A 17213-nucleotide genomic window follows, 5' to 3' on the forward strand; every position below is an offset into this window, starting at 1 on the left:
GCCCCTCTTGTTCAAAGCTGAGGGTTGATGTCCGCCGGCGCGCCGCGGCGCTCGATGCGGTCTTCCAGCTGGCCGATGTGCGCGGCCACGCTGTTGTCGGACTGGTCCACACGCGCCTTGACGCTGGCCTCCAGCTGCTCGATGCGCGCGGACAGCCGCGACAGCAGCTCTGCGTTGCGGGCGGAGCGGGCCTGCTCCTGGGCATCGAGGTAGGTGCGCAGTTCGGTGAAGCGCGAGGCCTCGGCCTTGTCGGCGAGGTCGCGCTGGACCTGCATTTCCTTGCTGTGCCGGCGGGTTTCCAGCATGACGCTGCCCTGCAGGTAGAACACGTAGGCCAGGCTGGCCACGGCCAGCAGGGCCGTCAGGCCCAGCATCACCAGCCCGAGCGGTGCCGTCACCTGCATGAAGCCCAGGGACATGACGGTGGGCTGCACGAGCAGCCCCCAGTTCAACGCAGCCAGCGCAGCGATGAGCAGCACGACGACGAGCATGAATCCAGTGCGCAGGCTCATTCGTCACCTCCTGATTTCTAGTTTCTGGAGTGCCGTTTGTAACGCACTTCGGCACGGGCCCGTGTCGGACACGGGCCCGCTGCGCGGCCGCTCAGTTGGACTGCGCCAGCTGCTCCAGGATGGCCGGGTTCTCCAGCGTGGAGGTGTCCTGCGTGATCGCCTCGCCCTTGGCGATGCTGCGCAGCAGTCGACGCATGATCTTGCCGCTGCGCGTCTTGGGCAGGTTGTCGCCGAAGCGGATGTCCTTGGGCTTGGCGATGGGGCCGATCTCCTTGGCCACCCAGTCGCGCAGCTGCGCGGCGATCTGCTTGGCCTCGTCGCCGGTGGGGCGTGAGCGCTTGAGCACGACGAAGGCGCACACCGCCTCGCCGGTCACGTCGTCGGGGCGCCCCACCACCGCCGCCTCGGCCACCATGTCGGTCTTGGCGACCAGGGCCGACTCGATCTCCATCGTGCCCAGCCGGTGGCCCGACACGTTGAGCACGTCGTCGATGCGCCCGGTGATGCGGAAGTTGGCCGTCTTGGCGTCGCGCACCGCGCCGTCGCCGGCCAGGTAGATGGTGCCGCCCATCTCCTCGGGGAAGTAGCTCTTCTTGAAGCGCTCCGGGTCGTTCCAGATGGTGCGGATCATCGAGGGCCAGGGCCGCTTGATGACCAGCATGCCGCCACTGCCGTTGGGCATGTCCTTGCCGGTTTCATCCACCACCGCGGCCATGATGCCGGGCAGCGGCAGCGTGCACGAGCCGGGCACCAGCGGCGTGGCGCCGGGCAGCGGCGTGATCACGTGGCCGCCGGTCTCGGTCTGCCAGAAGGTGTCGACGATGGGGCACTCCTCGTGGCCCACGTTCCGGTGGTACCACATCCAGGCTTCGGGGTTGATTGGCTCGCCCACCGAACCCAGGATGCGCAGGCTGTCCAGGTTCCAGTTCTTCGGGTGCACCTTCTCGTCGCTGTCGGCCGCCTTGATGAGCGAGCGGATGGCCGTGGGCGCCGTGTAGAAGATCGAGACCTTGTGCTTCTCGATCATCTGCCAGAAACGGCCGGCGTGCGGGAAGGTGGGAATGCCTTCGAACACCACCTGCGTGGCGCCGGCGGCGAGCGGGCCGTAGGCGACGTAGGTGTGGCCGGTGATCCAGCCGATGTCGGCGGTGCACCAGAAGACGTCCTCGGGGCGGACATCGAAGGTCCACTCCATCGTCATCTTCGCCCACAGCAGGTAGCCGCCGGTGGCGTGCTGCACGCCCTTGGGCTTGCCAGTGGAGCCGGAGGTGTAGAGGATGAACAGCGGATGCTCGGCACCCACGGGCGTCGGCTCGCAGTGCGTGTTCTGCCCTTCCAGCACTTCGGAGAAGGATTTGTCGCGGCCCTCGACGCGCTTCCACTCGCTGAGCGTGCGCTCGTAGACCAGCACGGTCTTCACGCTCTCGGTGCCGCCCAGCGCGATGCCGTCGTCGACGATGGCCTTGAGCGGCAGTTCCTTGCCGCCGCGCAACTGGTAGTTGGCGGTGATCACCGCCACCGCGCCGGCGTCGATGATGCGCTCTTGCAGCGCCTTGGCCGAGAAGCCGCCGAACACCACGCTGTGCGTGGCGCCGATGCGCGCGCAGGCCTGCATGGCGATCACGCCCTCGATGGTCATGGGCATGTAGACGATCACGCGGTCGCCCTTGCCGATGCCCTGCTGCTTGAGCGCGTTGGCGAACTGGCACACGCGCGTGAGCAGGTCGCGGTAGCTGATCTTCGTGACGCTGCCGTCGTCGGCCTCGAAGATGATCGCCGTCTTGTTCTCGACCGGCGTGCCCATGTGCCGGTCCAGGCAGTTGGCGGAGGCATTGAGCTCGCCGTCGTCGAACCAGCGGTAGAAAGGCGCGTTGGATTCGTCCAGCACGCGGGTGAAGGGCTTGGTCCACTGCAGGCCGTCGCGGGCGCGGCCGGCCCAGAAGCCTTCCAGATCGGTTTCGGCTTCCTTGCACAGGGCCTCGTAGGCGGCCATGCCCGAGATGCGGGCGCCCTTGGTGGCGCGTTGGTCGGGCGGGAACACGCGGTTCTCGACCAGCACGGATTCGATCTTGCTCGCGGAATTCGATGCAGTGCTCATTGCGCTTGCCTCCAGTTCTTTGTGTGGGATTGCGACCGGAATATGGCGGCCGGGTCTTACGGGCCACTGACGCTGCATGGTAGCCGCAGCCAAAGGGTCATCGGGAAGCGGCGCCAGCGCCACCTTAGAATCCCGGGCTGTTGCGCCCCGACCCCGGGGCGCTGCCGTCTCCCAGTTTCCAATCCCATGGCACGCCCCGACCCCACCGACACCCCAGTGAGCCGCTCGTCGCCGATGCGCCCCCTGCCCAAGATCATCTTCGCCAGCCGCTGGCTGCAACTGCCCCTGTACCTGGGGCTCATCGTGGCACAGGGCGTGTACGTGATGCACTTCCTGGTCGAGCTGCTGCACCTGGTCGAGGCCGCCTTCGGCAGCCAGACGGCGCTGCAGATGCTCGTCAGCAGCATCGGCTACAAGACCGATGTGGAGATCACCTCGCTGAACGAGACGGTGATCATGCTGGTCGTGCTGGCACTCATCGACGTGGTGATGATCTCCAACCTGCTGATCATGGTGATCGTGGGCGGCTACGAGACCTTCGTCAGCCGCATGGACCTGCGCGGCCACCCCGACCAGCCCGAGTGGCTGAGCCACGTGAACGCCTCGGTGCTGAAGGTGAAGCTGGCGATGTCGATCATCGGCATCAGCTCCATCCACCTGCTCAAGACCTTCATCAACGCCGACAACTATTCGGAGAAGGCACTGATCGCGCAGACCGCGATCCACATCACCTTCCTGCTGTCGGCCATGGCCATTGCCTACACCGACAAGATCATGATGAGCGGCTCGGGCAACAACAAGCATTGAACAGAAGATAACGGGGCGCCTAGGGCGCCCCGTCCTTCTTTTGGGTGGACTGTGGCTGGTCAGCGGCCGATCATGTTCTCCGGCACCACCCAGGCATCGAACTGCTCGGCGGTCAGGTGCCCCGAGGCGATCGCCGCCTCGCGCAGGCTGGTGCCTTCCTTGTGGGCCTTCTTCGCGATGTAGGCCGACTTGTCGTAGCCGATGTGCGTGTTGAGCGCCGTCACGAGCATGAGCGAGCGCTGCACCAGCTCGGCGATGCGCTCGCGATTGGGCTCGATGCCCACGGCGCAGTGGTCGTTGAAGCTCACCATGCCGTCGGCCAGCAGGCGCACGCTCTGCAGGAAGTTGTGCGCCACCATCGGGCGGAACACGTTGAGCTCGAAGTTGCCCGATGCGCCGCCGATGTTGATGGCCACGTCGTTGCCGAAGACCTGGGCCGCGAGCATTGTCACCGCCTCGCTCTGCGTGGGGTTCACCTTGCCGGGCATGATGGACGAGCCCGGCTCGTTCTCCGGGATGCTCAGCTCGCCGATACCGCTGCGCGGGCCGCTGGCCAGCCAGCGCACGTCGTTGGCGATCTTGTTCATGCTGGCGGCCAGTGTCTTCAGCGCGCCATGCGCGTGCACGAGCGCGTCGACGCTGGCCATCGCCTCGAACTTGCTGGGCGCGGTCACGAACTCCAGGCCCGTCACCTTCGAGATCTCCTCGGCCACCGCCACCGCGTAGCCCTTGGGCGCATTCAGGCCGGTGCCCACCGCGGTGCCGCCCAGTGCCAGTTCGCGCAGGTGCGGCAGGGCGGCCCGCACGTGCGCCTCGCCGTGCGCCAGCTGCGCGGCATAGCCCGAGAACTCCTGGCCCAGCGTGAGCGGCGTGGCGTCCTGCAGGTGGGTTCGGCCGATCTTCACGATGCCGTCGAAGTCCCTGGCCTTCTGCTCCAGCGTGGCGCGCAGCTTCGCAACGGCCGGCAGCAGGCGGTGCGTGATCGAGTCGACCGCCGCCACGTGCATGGCGGTGGGGAACACGTCGTTGCTCGACTGACTGCGGTTCACGTCGTCGTTGGGGTGCACCAGGCGCCCTTCCCCGCGCTCGCCGCCCATGAGTTCGCTGGCACGGTTGGCCAGCACCTCGTTGACGTTCATGTTGGTCTGCGTGCCCGAGCCGGTCTGCCACACCACCAGCGGGAATTCATCCTCGTGCTGGCCGGCGATCACCTCGTCGGCGGCGGCCACGATGGCCTGGGTCTTCTTCTCGTCCTGCAGGCCCAGCTTGTGGTTGACCACCGCCGAGGCGCGCTTGACCTGCGCCAGGGCCTTGATGATTTCCTTCGGCTGGCGCTCGCCGGAGATGTCGAAGTTCTGCAGCGAGCGCTGGGTCTGCGCGCCCCAGAGCTTGTCGGCCGGCACGTCGATCGGGCCGAAAGTGTCGCGCTCGGCGCGGGTCTTGATTGAAGTCGTCATGAGAAAGGCTCCGCGGTCTTGGGAAGAAATCGAGACGTCCGGCTGGCGGGCGAGGTCGCCAGTATGTCCGGATAGGAATGGCTCTCATCTGACGCGGACTTTCCAATCCGAAGGGTCTCGCGGATTGACACACTTCATGCTCAAAAGTTATAATCGAAGGCTTTTGAGGACTCGCACGTCATTTGGATGAAAGCATCCGGGTGAGGCTGCCGTCCCGCCTGCATTACTCGCGGATCTTCGAATCCCGTCGCGGTGCAGGTTCTTCGCGCCGGGCCCTGCCCGGCAAACCGGCCGGATTTTCCGGCCCCACTGCCACGTCACGCTTCTCCAGGCGGCGCCCCTCGACCAGGCCCCGTTGCACTGCGAGAAAGCATCGGCGGGCACTGGTTTCGTCGCCACGTCGTCTTCGGTGCCTGCCGGCAGCCTCCAGGGCTTGCCAAGCCATTGCGCGCGCCACATCCACGCGTCCCTGACCGGCAATCCCATCGGGGCTGATGGCGTGGCCGTTGCCGCCTTCGCGGGCGGTGCTGTGACCCAACTTCTCATCAAGGAGCCCGGCAAATGGCCAAAGCAATTCTCATCGACCATGTCTTCAAGGTGTTCGGGGACGATCCCGAAGAGGCGCTGGCGCTCGTGCGCCAAGGCTGCTCCAAGGAGGAGATCCTGGCGAAGACGGGGCAGTCCATCGGCGTGTTCGACGCCAGCTTCGAGATCCAGGCCGGCGAGATCTTCGTGATCATGGGCCTCTCGGGCTCGGGCAAGTCGACGCTGGTGCGACTGCTCAACCGCCTGATCGAGCCGAGCGCCGGCCGCATCGTGATCGACGGCGCCGACATCAACGGGCACTCGGACGCCCGGCTGCGCGCGCTGCGCCGCAAGGACATCAGCATGGTGTTCCAGTCCTTCGCGCTGATGCCGCACATGACGGTGCGCGAGAACACGGCCTTCGGCCTGGAGTTGTCGGGCACCGGCCGGAAGGAGCGGCTGGCGCAGGCCGACCAGGCACTGGCGCAGGTCGGCCTGGCCGGCTGGGGCGACAGCTACCCCGACGAGCTCTCGGGCGGCATGCAGCAGCGCGTGGGCCTGGCGCGCGCGCTGGCATCCGATCCGTCGATCCTGCTGATGGACGAGGCCTTCTCGGCGCTGGACCCGATCATCCGCACCGAGATGCAGTCGGAGCTGCTGCGCCTGCAGCAGCAGCAGCGCCGCACCATCGTCTTCATCTCGCACGACCTGGACGAAGCCATGCGCATCGGCGACCGCATCGCGATCATGAAGGACGGCCAGGTCATCCAGGTCGGCACGCCCGACGAGATCCTGCGCAGCCCGGCCAACGACTGGGTGCGCAGCTTCGTGCGTGGCGTGGACGCGGCGGCCGTGTTCAAGGCCGCGGACATCGCGCGCCGGCCGCTCACCGTGGTCTGCGAGCAGCCCGAGCGCGGCGCCCGCGCGGCGCTGAAGCTGCTGGAGGACCAGGACCGCGACTTCGCCTACGTCACCAGCCCCGACCGCCGCTACCTGGGCACCGTGTCGGCCGACACCCTGCGCGCGGCGCTGGACGGCCATTCGGGCCCGCTGGGGCTGCGCCACGCCTTCCTGGCCGACCTCGGCACCATCGACGCCGACGCGCCAGTGGCCGGCCTCATCGGCCAGGTGGGCCAAGCGCCCTGCGCGGTGCCGGTGGTCGCGGCCGACGGCCGCTTCTGCGGCGCGATCAGCAAGACCACGCTGCTGAAGTTCCTGGACCGCGACACGCCGCCCCTGGACCCCGCGCTGCCGCCCGCGCCCGCCGCGCTGGCCCCGGCCCCCCATGTTCTCGCCTGATCCCATGGCTTGGAAGGAAACAACGAGATGAACGACACCGCATTCCCCTCCGAACTCGCCACCACGCCCGACGCTGCTGCAGCGATGGCGCAACCCGTCGCACCTGCAAGCGCCGCGCTCGATCCGTGGGAGGCACTGTCCGCCGCGCCCGATCCTGCATCGACCAGCGCCTGGCTCGACGCGCCCGCGCACCAGGTGGCCGGCCAGGCCGACGCCGCCACCGGCGGCTTCCAGCTGCACCGCCTGTGGGACGGCTCGATGCCCATCGAATCGTGGATCAACCAAGGCCTGGGCTGGGTGGTGGAGCACTTCCGCCCCTTCTTCCAGACGGTGCGCCTGCCCATCGACGGCACCCTGAACTGGGTGCAGGGCATGCTGACCGCGCTGCCCACGCTCGCGATGATCGTGCTCATCGGCCTGCTGGCCTGGCAGTTCGCGGGCCGCGCGATCGCCATCGGCACCACCGTCGCGCTGCTGCTGGTCGCCCTGCTGGGCATCTGGCCCGAGGCCATGGTGACGCTGTCGCTGGTGCTGACCTCGCTGGTGTTCTGCTTGGGTGTCGGCCTGCCGCTGGGCGTGCTGCTGGCCAGCAGCGACCGGGCGCAGCGCGTCATGCGCCCGTTGCTCGATGCAATGCAGACCACGCCGGCCTTCGTCTACCTGGTGCCGGTGGTGATGCTCTTCGGCATCGGCAACGTGCCGGGCGTGATCGTGACCATCGTCTTCGCGCTGGCGCCGCTGGTGCGCCTGACCAACCTGGGCCTTCGCCAGGTGCGCCCCGACCTGGTCGAGGCGGCGCGCGCCTACGGCGCCTCGCCCTGGCAGATGCTCACGAAGGTGAAGCTGCCGCTGGCCATGCCCTCGATCATGGCCGGCATCAACCAGGCGCTGATGCTCTCGCTGTCGATGGTGGTGATCGCCTCGATGATCGCCGTGGGCGGCCTGGGCCAGATGGTGCTGCGCGGCATCGGCCGGCTCGACATGGGCCTGGCGACCGTGGGCGGCCTGGGCATCGTGCTGCTGGCCATCACGCTGGACCGGCTGACGCAGGCCATGGGCCAGCCGCGCCGCGGCGGCCACCGCTGGTGGCACGGCGGCCCGGTGGGCCTGGCGCTGCGGGCACTGCAGCGTGCGCTGGCGCCCTCTTCCCCGCGCGAAACGCGTGGCGCGGAGCACACCGCTCCCGCGCTTTCGACGCAAGCCCGCTGACCACACCGGAGGAACACGAAGCATGAAGAAGACACTCCTGAAGCCGGCATCGAACGTGGTTTCTCGCGGCCTCGGCCTGCTGGTGCTGGCCTTCGCCGCACTCGCCACCGCCAGCCTGCCCGCGCACGCCGCCACCGAGCTGCCCGGCAAGGGCATCACGGTCAAGCCGCTGAAGAGCTCGCTGGCCGAGGAGGCCTTCCAGACACTGCTGGTGATGCGCGGCCTCGAAAAGCTGGGCTACACGGTCGAGCCCATGAAGGACCTGGAGCCCGCCACCGAGCACCTGGCCATCGCCAACGGCGACGCCACCTTCATGGCGCACCACTGGAGCCTGCTGCACGCCGACTTCTACAGGAACAGCGGCGGCGACGCGAAGCTGTGGCGCCAGGGCGTGTATTCGGACGGCGCGGTGCAGGGCTACCTGATCGACCGCAAGACGGCCGAGCAGTACCACATCACCAACATCGCGCAGCTGAAGGACCCGTCGATCGCCAAGCTCTTCGACACGGACGGCGACGGCAAGGCCGACCTCACCGGATGCAACCCCGGCTGGGGCTGCGAGCTGGCGATCGAGAACCACCTGGGCGCCTACGGGCTGCGCGACACCGTCACGCACCGCCAGGGCAGCTATGCCGCGCTGATGGCCGACACCATCGCCCGCTTCAAGCAGGGCAAGCCGGTGCTCTACTACACGTGGACACCCTACTGGGTCAGCGCCGTGCTGCGCCCGGGCGCCGACGTGGTGTGGCTGCAGGTGCCCTTCTCCTCCTCGCAGGGCGGCGACAACGTCGACACGAAGCAGGCCAACGGCAAGAACTACGGCTTCCTGGCCAACCAGGAGCAGATCGTGGCGAACCGCGCCTTCATCGAGAAGAATCCTGCCGCGGCCAAGCTGTTCGAACTGATGAAGCTGCCCATCGGCGACATCAATGCCCAGAACCTGCGCATGAGCGAAGGCGCCAACAGCCAGCAGGACGTGGCCCGCCACGCCGACGGCTGGATCCGGGCGCACCAGCAGCTCTTCGACGGCTGGATCGCCCAGGCGCTGGCGGCGGCGCAATAGCGCGGAGGTCGGCCATTGGCTGCCGCCGGGGGGCCGGGGGCGGCGCGGCTGAGATAATCGGGGGGCGTTTCACACCAAAGAACACCCCCACCATGACGACCACGATCCAGCAGGCCGACCTGATCGAATCGATCAGCGCCGCGCTGCAGTACATCAGCTACTACCACCCCACCGACTACATCGCCCACCTGGCCAAGGCCTACGAGCGCGAACAGAGCCCCGCGGCCAAGGACGCGATGGCCCAGATCCTCACCAACAGCAAGATGAGCGCGATCGGCCACCGGCCGATCTGCCAGGACACGGGCATCGTCAACGTGTTCCTCAAGGTGGGCATGGACGTGCGCTGGGGCGGCTTTACCGGCAGCCTGGACGATGCCATCAACGAAGGCGTGCGCCGGGCCTACAACCACCCCGACAACACGCTGCGCGCCTCGGTCGTGGCCGACCCGCAGTTCGCGCGCAAGAACACCAAGGACAACACGCCCGCGGTGATCTTCACCGAGATCGTGCCCGGCAACACCCTCGAGGTGACGGTGGCGGCCAAGGGCGGCGGCAGCGAGAACAAGAGCAAGATGGTCATGCTCAACCCCGGCGACAGCGTGGTCGACTGGGTGCTCAAGACCGTACCCACCATGGGCGCCGGCTGGTGCCCGCCGGGCATGCTGGGCATTGGCATCGGCGGCACCGCCGAGAAAGCCGCGCTGATGGCCAAGGAAAGCCTGATGGACGACCTGGACATGCACGAGTTGCAGGCCAAGGCCGCCAGCAAGGCAGAGCTGTCCGATGTCGAGAAGCTGCGCCTGGAGCTGTACGAGAAGGTCAACGCCCTGGGCATCGGCGCGCAGGGCCTGGGCGGCCTGGCCACCGTGCTGGACATCAAGATCAAGATGTACCCCACCCACGCGGCCAGCAAGCCGGTGGCGATGATCCCCAACTGCGCGGCCACCCGCCATGCGCACTTCGTGCTCGACGGCTCCGGCCCGGTGTACCTCGAGGCACCCTCGCTGGACCTGTGGCCGAAGGTGGAGTGGGCGCCCGACACGCAGAAGAGCACCCGCGTCGACCTCGACAAGCTCACGCCCGAGGTGGTCGCCAGCTGGAAGCCGGGCCAGACCCTGCTGCTCAACGGCAAGATGCTCACCGGCCGCGACGCCGCGCACAAGCGCATCCAGGGCATGTTGGCCAAGGGCGAGAAGCTGCCGGTGGACTTCACCAACCGCGTCATCTACTACGTCGGCCCGGTCGACCCGATCGGCAACGAGGCCGTGGGCCCTGCCGGCCCCACCACCGCCACGCGCATGGACGGCTTCACCGAGATGATGCTGGCCCAGACCGGCCTGATCGCCATGATCGGCAAGGCCGAGCGCGGCCCGGTCGCCATCGAGGCCATCAAGAAGCACAAGAGCGCCTACCTCATGGCCGTGGGCGGCGCCGCCTACCTGGTGAGCAAGGCCATCAAGACGGCCAAGGTGGTCGGCTTCGAGGACCTGGGCATGGAAGCCATCTACGAGTTCGACGTGGTCGACATGCCGGTGACGGTGGCGGTGGACGCCGGCGGTACCAGCGCGCACATCACCGGCCCGGCCGAGTGGAGCAAGCGAATCGCCAGCGGCGAGTTCAAGGGCATCGCGCTGGAGACGGCTTGAGCCTTGCGCCGCGCAGCGTCGATGACGAGGGCCTGCCGGTGAGCCGGCGGCCCATCGGCGTCTTCGACAGCGGCGTCGGCGGCCTCAGCGTGCTGGCCGCGTTGCGCGCGGAATTGCCTGGCGAGGACTTCGTCTACTTCTCCGACGCCGCGCATGCGCCCTACGGCGAGCGCGACGATGCCTTCGTCATCGAGCGCACGCTGGGCATCGCCCGGCGCTTCGTCGAGGATCACGGCATCAAGGCACTCGTGGTGGCCTGCAACACCGCGACCGCGGCCGGCATCGAGCTGCTGCGCGCGGCCTACCCCGGGCTGCCGATCATCGGCGTGGAGCCCGCCCTCAAGCCGGCGGCCGCGGCCACGCTAACTGGCCACGTGGGCGTGCTCGCCACGCGCGGCACGCTCGCCAGCCGCAAGTTCAGGACGCTGCACGACACCCTGCAGGGCGGCGGGCAGGTGCGCTTCAGCCTGATGCCTTGCGATGGGCTGGCGGGCGCCATCGAGCGTTCGGATGCGTCCGCCATCGCGTCTTTGTCGAAGCAGTACCTTGCTGCGCTCGGTCCGATCGGGCAAGGCGCTGGAGAGATCGACACGCTGGTGCTGGGCTGCACGCACTACCCCTTCATCGCCGACGAACTGCAGCGCCTGGCAGGACCTTCGGCGCGCCTGATCGAAACCGGGCAGCCGGTGGCGCAGCAGACGCGCCGCCTTCTCGCGGCCAAGGGCCAGCTGGCCGGCGAAGCTGCCGAGGGTTCGCTGCGGCTGCTCACCAGTGGCGAGGACGCGGCATTGGAAGCCGCCGTCGCGCGCTGGCTGCCGGCGCGGCCGGTCGTCGCCCTTCACTGACCCCATCATGCGCAGTGTGGGCCTGCTCCTCTGCCTGGCTGCGCTTCATTCCACGGCGCTGGCGGCCTGCCAGACCGGCCTGGCCGAACGGCTTCACGCCAAGCTGAATCTTCAGCGCGCCCTGCTTCACGAGTTGAGCGTGTGCGAACCCTGGCGGGTGCACCTGGGCCGCAGCATCGTCGTGCTGCCCCTGCCCGGCCGCGCGCCGGACACACTGGACCTGGAAGTGCTGGTGGTGCAGCAGCCCGACAACGGCAACAGCGAGCGCGCCACCGTGCTCGCGCAGGCCCGGCAGACGGTGCCCAGCGGCGGTGCCGACGACCTCGTCGTGACCGACATCGAGCTGGACGGCGCGCGCTACCGCCTGTCGACGGACCTGCGCAGCTTCGGCCTGCGCATCACGCGGCGCAGCACCGCGATGCAGCAGCCTGCATCCAGCGAGACGCTGTCGCTGTTTGCATTGGCGCCGCACAACCACCTGGAGCTGCTGCTGGACGAACTGGCGATCCGCAAGGAGCGCGGGCAGTGGACCGCCGGCTGCGCCGGCCGTTTCGAGAAGCACGAAAGCCAGGTCGCCGTGTCGCGCTCGTCAGTGAGCAAGGGCCTGGCCGACCTGCGGGTGAGCCGCAGCGATTGGCAGTCGGTCAACGAGCTTCAGGGCGAGGACTGCGTGGAGAGCAGCGAGCGGCCGCGGTACAGCGAAAGCCTGCTGCGCTTCGACGGCAGCCAGTACCGGTCGGCCGATTGACGCGAGCGGATCAGGCGGCCAGTGCCGCCTCCCGGCCGCGCCGCATGTCGATGGGCATCAACAGCGCAATGCCCGCGACGAACAGCCCCGAGGTCGCCAGGATGGCCACGCGCTGATTGCCGCCGGTGGCCCAGGTGATCAGGCCGTAGCCCAGCGGGCCCACGATGCTCGCCAGGCGCGTCGAAAAGCTCCACAGCCCGAAGAACTCCGCCAGTTGCCTGGGCGGCGCCAGGACGCCCGCCATGGCACGGCCGGCCGACTGGCTGGAGCCCATCGCCAGCCCTGCGATCGTGGCGGCCACCCAGAACTGGCCCTTGCTGCCGGCGGTGCCCGCCACCACGCACACCACGATCCACGCCACCAGCGTCACGGCCAGCGACAGCCGGTGGCCCACGCGGTCCTGCACGTAGCCGAAGCCGAAGGCGCCCAGCGCCGCCGCGATGTTGAGCACGAAGATCAGCATCATGGTCTCGTGCGGCACGAAGCCGATCACCTGCTCGGCATAGATGGCCGCCAGCGTGATGGCCACCGCCACCCCGCCCTGGTAGCACACGGTGCAGGCCAGCAGCCACATGAAGTCGCGGTGCGCCCGCGCTTCGCCGAAGGTCTTGCGAAGCTGGCGCCAGGCGCCGCCCCCGCGCCGCCCGGCCTGCGGCTTGGCGCGCTCGGGCAGCAAGGCGAAGGTGACGCACGCGGCCAGGCCGTAGATGACAGCCGTGATCAGCATGGTCACCGGCACGAAATTCGAGGCTGGCAGCCCCTTGCCCTGCGCCCACAGCACGTAGGCCAGGCAGATGCCCAGCGCCAGCATGCCGCCGATGTAGCCGAAGCCCCAGCCCCACCCGCTGACCTTGCCCATGCCCTCGGCCGTGGCCAGCTCCGGCAGGAAGGCGCCGGTGAGCGACTCGCCGTAAGAGTAAAAGGTGTTGGAGATGACGACCAGCCCCATCGCCAGCGCGATGCCTCCCGCGGTGCCGGCCATGCCGGGCGTGAGCGCGAGCGCCGCCGTGCCGACCACGCAGCCGGCGGTCACGCCCATCAACAAGCGCTTCTTGGCGGCATGCAGGTCGGCCCAGGCACCGATGGCCGGCATGGTGAACATGACGATGGCGTAGGAGATGCTCAGCGCCACCGTCCAAGCCAGCGGCCCCCATGCCGCGCCCTGGGCCAGCCCGCCCACGAAGTACGCGGCGAACACCGCGGTGATGACCACCGTGGTGTAGCCGGAGTTGGCAAAGTCGTACATCGCCCAGCCGAAGACTTCGCGCTTGCGCACGCCGGGTTGCAATGCAGAGTCGGGGAACAGGGCCAAGGGCGCCTCCAGGTCGGAACTGGGCGCGAGCATAGCCGAGGCCTGTGTCGCCATTCTTCAAACGCAAAGGCCCGCGACCGGCTCAGCCAGTTCGCGGGCCTTGAGGCCAGGACTGCGTCGTCTTCAGTGCAGGTGTCGCGGCCGGCGGCCACCGCCGTGGCTGCCGCCACCCGGGCCGCCGCCGTTGCCGCGCGGCGGCTTGCCGATCTCCAGCGAGTTCACCAGCGCGTCGAAGCGGTCGGAGAAGAGCTTGTCGATCTCGGCCACCACGCCGCCCAGCTCGGCGCCCTCGAAGTGGCGCTCCATGAGGTTGACCACGTCTTCCACCAGCAGGTCGCGCTGCACCTGCATGATGGCTGCGGGGTTCGGGCCCACGAAGAGCATGAGGAAGTCGTCGCGCGACTCCTCGTTCGGGTCGCCCTCCTCCTCGTCGTAGTCGGTGTCGTAGAAGGTGACCTCGATGGCCGCGCCCTGCTCGGTCAACTCGTTGATGGCCATGCACATCTCGTCCAGGGCATGGCGGAAGTCCTCGTCGCCGGCCACGGTCCAGCAGATCTGCAGCATGCGCTCCTTCTGGTCGAAGCGGATGCCGGGCTCTTCCTCGTAGCTGCTGGCGGCGCCGTCGGCCAGCGACTTGGCACCGGCGTAGCTCCACAGCGGTTTCAGCGCTTCCTGGATCTGCGAGAAGTTGACGTCGGAGCGCATCGGCACATCGCCGTGCACATGGATTTCGAATGGAGCGTTATAGCGGGACATGGGATGCTCCCTTTATATGTTTGTGGTGCCCGGAACGGGAATCGAACCCGTATGCCCCGATTAGGAAGCGGCGGATTTTAAGTCCGATGTGTCTACCAATTTCACCATCCGGGCGCCGGGTCGGAAGGATGCTGCTTCGAAGATACCCCAAAACAAAACAGCCCCGCGACCTGGGTTGCGGGGCTGCTTTGACGAGAGATTGTTGGAGGCGCGATCCGGAGTCGAACCGGACTAGACGGATTTGCAATCCGTTGCATAACCGCTTTGCTATCGCGCCGCGTGGACCCTCTTTACAAAAAGAAAGGGAAGCGAATGGCTTCCCTTCTTTTTCAAAACCTGGAGCGGGAAACGAGACTCGAACTCGCGACCTCAACCTTGGCAAGGTTGCGCTCTACCAACTGAGCTATTCCCGCATTCGGAAGCCCTCGATTATAGCTTAGTTTTTCGCACCTACTCAAGCAGGCGCGAAAAACTTCGCCGCTCGGGCCTCAGTGCTTGATCGAGCCCTCGCTGGCCTGCGCACGCTGCTTGGCGATCTCGGCCACCGCCGCCTGCGAGGCCGCGACCTCTTCCTCGGACAGCGGCGTGGGCTGGCGCTCCAGCGCCACTTCCAGCACCTTGTCGATCCACTTCACCGGGATGATCTCCAGGCCGTTCTTCACGTTCTCGGGAATCTCCTGCAGGTCCTTGGCGTTCTCTTCGGGGATCAGCACCGTCTTGATGCCGCCGCGCAGGGCCGCCAGCAGCTTTTCCTTCAGGCCGCCGATGGCGGTCACCTCGCCGCGCAGCGTGATCTCGCCGGTCATGGCGACGTCGCTGCGAACCGGGATGCCGGTCAGGGCCGACACGAAGGCCGTGGTCATGGCCGCACCCGCGCTCGGGCCGTCCTTGGGCGTGGCGCCGTCGGGCACGTGGATGTGGATGTCGCGCTTCTCGAACACCTCGTCCTTGATGCCCAGGCGGTGGGCACGGCTGCGCACCACGGTGCGCGCGGCTTCCACCGATTCCTTCATCACGTCGCCCAGCGAGCCGGTGCGCGCGATGATGCCCTTGCCGGGCATGGTCACGGCCTCGATGGTCAGCAGGTCGCCGCCCACCTCGGTCCATGCCAGGCCGACCACCTGGCCCACCTGGTTCTGCTGCTCGGCACGCCCGAAGCTGAACTTGCGCACGCCCAGGAAGTCGTTGAGGTTCTCGCCGGTCACGGTAACCAGCGGCGTCATCTTCTTGAGCTGGATGCCCTTGACCACCTTGCGGCAGATCTTGGACAGCTCGCGCTCGAGCGAACGCACGCCGGCTTCGCGGGTGTAGTAGCGCACGATGTCGCGCACCGCTTCCTCGGTGACCAGCAGTTCGCCATCCTTCACGCCGTTGTTCTTCAGCTGCTTGGGCAGCAGGTACTTCAGCGCGATGTGCGTCTTCTCGTCCTCGGTGTAGCCCGACAGTCGGATCACTTCCATCCGGTCCAGCAGGGCCGGCGGGATGTTCATCGAGTTCGAGGTGGCCACGAACATCACGTCCGACAGGTCGAAGTCGACCTCGACGTAGTGGTCGCCGAAGGTGTGGTTCTGCTCGGGGTCCAGCACTTCCAGCAGCGCGCTCGACGGGTCGCCGCGGAAGTCGGTACCCAGCTTGTCGATCTCGTCCAGCAGGAACAGCGGATTGCGCGTGCCCACCTTGTTCAGGCTCTGCAGCACCTTGCCCGGCAGCGCGCCGATGTAGGTGCGGCGGTGGCCGCGGATCTCGGCCTCGTCACGCATGCCGCCCAGGGCCATGCGAACGTACTTGCGCCCGGTGGCCTTGGCCACCGACTGGCCGAGCGAGGTCTTGCCCACGCCCGGAGGGCCGACCAGGCACAGGATCGGCGCCTTGACCTTGTCCACGCGCTGCTGCACCGCGAGGTACTCGAGGATGCGGTCCTTGACCTTGTCCAGGCCGTAGTGGTCCTCGTTGAGCACGTCCTCGGCATGACCCAGGTCGTGCTTGATCTTGGTCTTCTTGCTCCACGGCAGGCCGATGAGCACGTCGATGTAGTTGCGCACCACGGTGGCCTCGGCCGACATGGGCGACATCAGCTTGAGCTTCTTGAGCTCGCCCTCGGCCTTCTTCAGGGCTTCCTTGGGCATCTTGGCGAGCTTGATCTTCTTCTCGATCTCCTCGATGTCCGCGCCGTCCTCGCCCTCGCCCAGTTCCTTCTGGATGGCCTTGACCTGCTCGTTGAGGTAGAAGTCGCGCTGGTTCTTCTCCATCTGGCGCTTCACGCGGCCGCGGATCTTCTTGTCGACGTTGAGGATGTCGACCTCGCGCTCCAGCTGGGCGAACAGGTTCTCCAGGCGGGCCTTGACCTCGCCCAGGTCGAGCACCGACTGCTTGTTCTCGAGCTTGAGCGGCAGGTGCGCTGCGATGGTGTCGGCCAGGCGGCCGGCGTCGTCGATGCTGGAGATCGAGGTGAGGATCTCCGGCGGGATCTTCTTGTTGAGCTTGACGTACTGGTCGAACTGCTGCATCACCGCGCGGCGCAGGGCCTCGACCTCGGTGCCCTTCTGGGCGGCCTCGTCGGCCACCTCGGCGGGCGTGACGGTGGCGGTGAAGTGGCTCTCGTGGTCCTGGATCTTGTCGACCTGGGCGCGCTGCTGGCCTTCCACCAGCACCTTCACGGTGCCGTCGGGCAGCTTGAGCATCTGCAGGATGGTGGAGACGCAGCCGACCTCGAACATGTCGTCCACCGAGGGCTCGTCCTTGGCCGCGGTCTTCTGGGCCACCAGCATGATGCGGCGCTCGGCCTCCATGGCCAGCTCCAGCGCCTTGATGCTCTTGGGGCGGCCCACGAACAGCGGGATGACCATGTGGGGGAACACGACCACGTCACGCAGCGGCAGCAGCGGCAGTTCGATCGGCTCGGGGGGCAAGGGGGTATGGCCGGACATGGCGATCCT

General features: G+C 67.6%; 13 protein-coding genes and 3 tRNA genes. 7 read left to right on the forward strand and 9 right to left on the reverse strand.

Annotated features, from left to right (window positions below):
* Nucleotides 1-11: 11 nt before the first annotated feature.
* Together BM345_RS11285 and acs are read right to left on the reverse strand one after the other, a co-directional pair.
* Nucleotides 12-512, reverse strand: a complete 501-nt coding sequence (locus BM345_RS11285; protein WP_093379288.1) for a Signal transduction histidine kinase — start codon at nucleotides 510-512, stop codon at nucleotides 12-14.
* A gap of 91 nt (nucleotides 513-603) precedes the next feature.
* The gene (gene acs / locus BM345_RS11290; RefSeq protein ID WP_093379291.1) at nucleotides 604-2610 is read right to left on the reverse strand and encodes an acetate--CoA ligase; all 2007 of its coding nucleotides are present in this window, start codon (nucleotides 2608-2610) and stop codon (nucleotides 604-606) included.
* Nucleotides 2611-2796: 186 nt separating this feature from the next.
* Here acs and BM345_RS11295 point away from each other — a divergent pair, with 186 nt between their 5' ends.
* On the forward strand, nucleotides 2797-3417 hold the full coding sequence (locus BM345_RS11295; protein WP_093379294.1) for a TIGR00645 family protein: 621 nt from the start codon (nucleotides 2797-2799) through the stop codon (nucleotides 3415-3417).
* Nucleotides 3418-3476: 59 nt separating this feature from the next.
* Here the strand turns inward: BM345_RS11295 and fumC are convergent, their stop codons facing one another.
* Complete coding sequence (fumC, locus tag BM345_RS11300; protein WP_093379296.1) at nucleotides 3477-4874, reverse strand: class II fumarate hydratase; 1398 nt, start codon at nucleotides 4872-4874, stop codon at nucleotides 3477-3479.
* Between the two features lie 561 nt (nucleotides 4875-5435).
* On the opposite strand from fumC, the gene proV reads away from it, so the two are divergent.
* The 6 genes from proV to BM345_RS11330 all read left to right on the forward strand — a co-directional run bounded on the left by proV (nucleotide 5436) and on the right by BM345_RS11330 (nucleotide 12209).
* Nucleotides 5436-6698 carry a glycine betaine/L-proline ABC transporter ATP-binding protein ProV gene (gene proV, locus BM345_RS11305; protein ID WP_093379299.1) on the forward strand — a complete coding sequence of 421 codons (1263 nt, stop codon included), beginning with the start codon at nucleotides 5436-5438 and terminating at the stop codon, nucleotides 6696-6698.
* Between the two features lie 27 nt (nucleotides 6699-6725).
* Nucleotides 6726-7907: a glycine betaine/L-proline ABC transporter permease ProW gene (gene proW, locus BM345_RS11310; protein WP_093379302.1), complete on the forward strand. Its 1182-nt coding sequence runs from the start codon at nucleotides 6726-6728 to the stop codon at nucleotides 7905-7907.
* A gap of 22 nt (nucleotides 7908-7929) precedes the next feature.
* Nucleotides 7930-8970 (forward strand): glycine betaine/L-proline ABC transporter substrate-binding protein ProX, encoded by a 1041-nt coding sequence (gene proX, locus BM345_RS11315; RefSeq protein ID WP_093379305.1) that lies wholly within the window; start codon nucleotides 7930-7932, stop codon nucleotides 8968-8970.
* Between the two features lie 92 nt (nucleotides 8971-9062).
* Nucleotides 9063-10616: a fumarate hydratase gene (locus BM345_RS11320; RefSeq protein WP_093379308.1), complete on the forward strand. Its 1554-nt coding sequence runs from the start codon at nucleotides 9063-9065 to the stop codon at nucleotides 10614-10616.
* The gene (gene murI, locus BM345_RS11325) at nucleotides 10613-11461 is read left to right on the forward strand and encodes a glutamate racemase (protein ID WP_254789685.1); all 849 of its coding nucleotides are present in this window, start codon (nucleotides 10613-10615) and stop codon (nucleotides 11459-11461) included. The genes BM345_RS11320 and murI overlap by 4 nt, the downstream gene beginning before the upstream one ends.
* 7 nt (nucleotides 11462-11468) lie before the next feature.
* Nucleotides 11469-12209 (forward strand): PA3715 family protein, encoded by a 741-nt coding sequence (locus tag BM345_RS11330; protein WP_093379311.1) that lies wholly within the window; start codon nucleotides 11469-11471, stop codon nucleotides 12207-12209.
* 10 nt (nucleotides 12210-12219) lie between these two features.
* Here the strand turns inward: BM345_RS11330 and BM345_RS11335 are convergent, their stop codons facing one another.
* From BM345_RS11335 to lon, 6 genes are all read right to left on the reverse strand, one after another.
* A complete protein-coding gene (locus BM345_RS11335; protein ID WP_093379506.1) occupies nucleotides 12220-13521 on the reverse strand; it encodes an MFS transporter in 1302 nt (433 codons plus the stop codon).
* 123 nt (nucleotides 13522-13644) lie between these two features.
* On the reverse strand, nucleotides 13645-14277 hold the full coding sequence (locus tag BM345_RS11340; protein WP_093379314.1) for a DUF6806 family protein: 633 nt from the start codon (nucleotides 14275-14277) through the stop codon (nucleotides 13645-13647).
* Between the two features lie 23 nt (nucleotides 14278-14300).
* Nucleotides 14301-14391 (reverse strand) — tRNA-Leu (locus BM345_RS11345).
* An 89-nt stretch (nucleotides 14392-14480) separates the two neighbouring features.
* A tRNA-Cys gene (locus BM345_RS11350) sits at nucleotides 14481-14554 on the reverse strand.
* 60 nt (nucleotides 14555-14614) lie between these two features.
* A tRNA-Gly gene (locus tag BM345_RS11355) sits at nucleotides 14615-14690 on the reverse strand.
* A 75-nt stretch (nucleotides 14691-14765) separates the two neighbouring features.
* The gene (gene lon / locus BM345_RS11360; protein WP_093379318.1) at nucleotides 14766-17204 is read right to left on the reverse strand and encodes an endopeptidase La; all 2439 of its coding nucleotides are present in this window, start codon (nucleotides 17202-17204) and stop codon (nucleotides 14766-14768) included.
* Nucleotides 17205-17213: the final 9 nt, after the last annotated feature.

The organism is Variovorax sp. OV329 (assembly GCF_900114785.1).
Taxonomy (GTDB): domain Bacteria; phylum Pseudomonadota; class Gammaproteobacteria; order Burkholderiales; family Burkholderiaceae_C; genus Variovorax.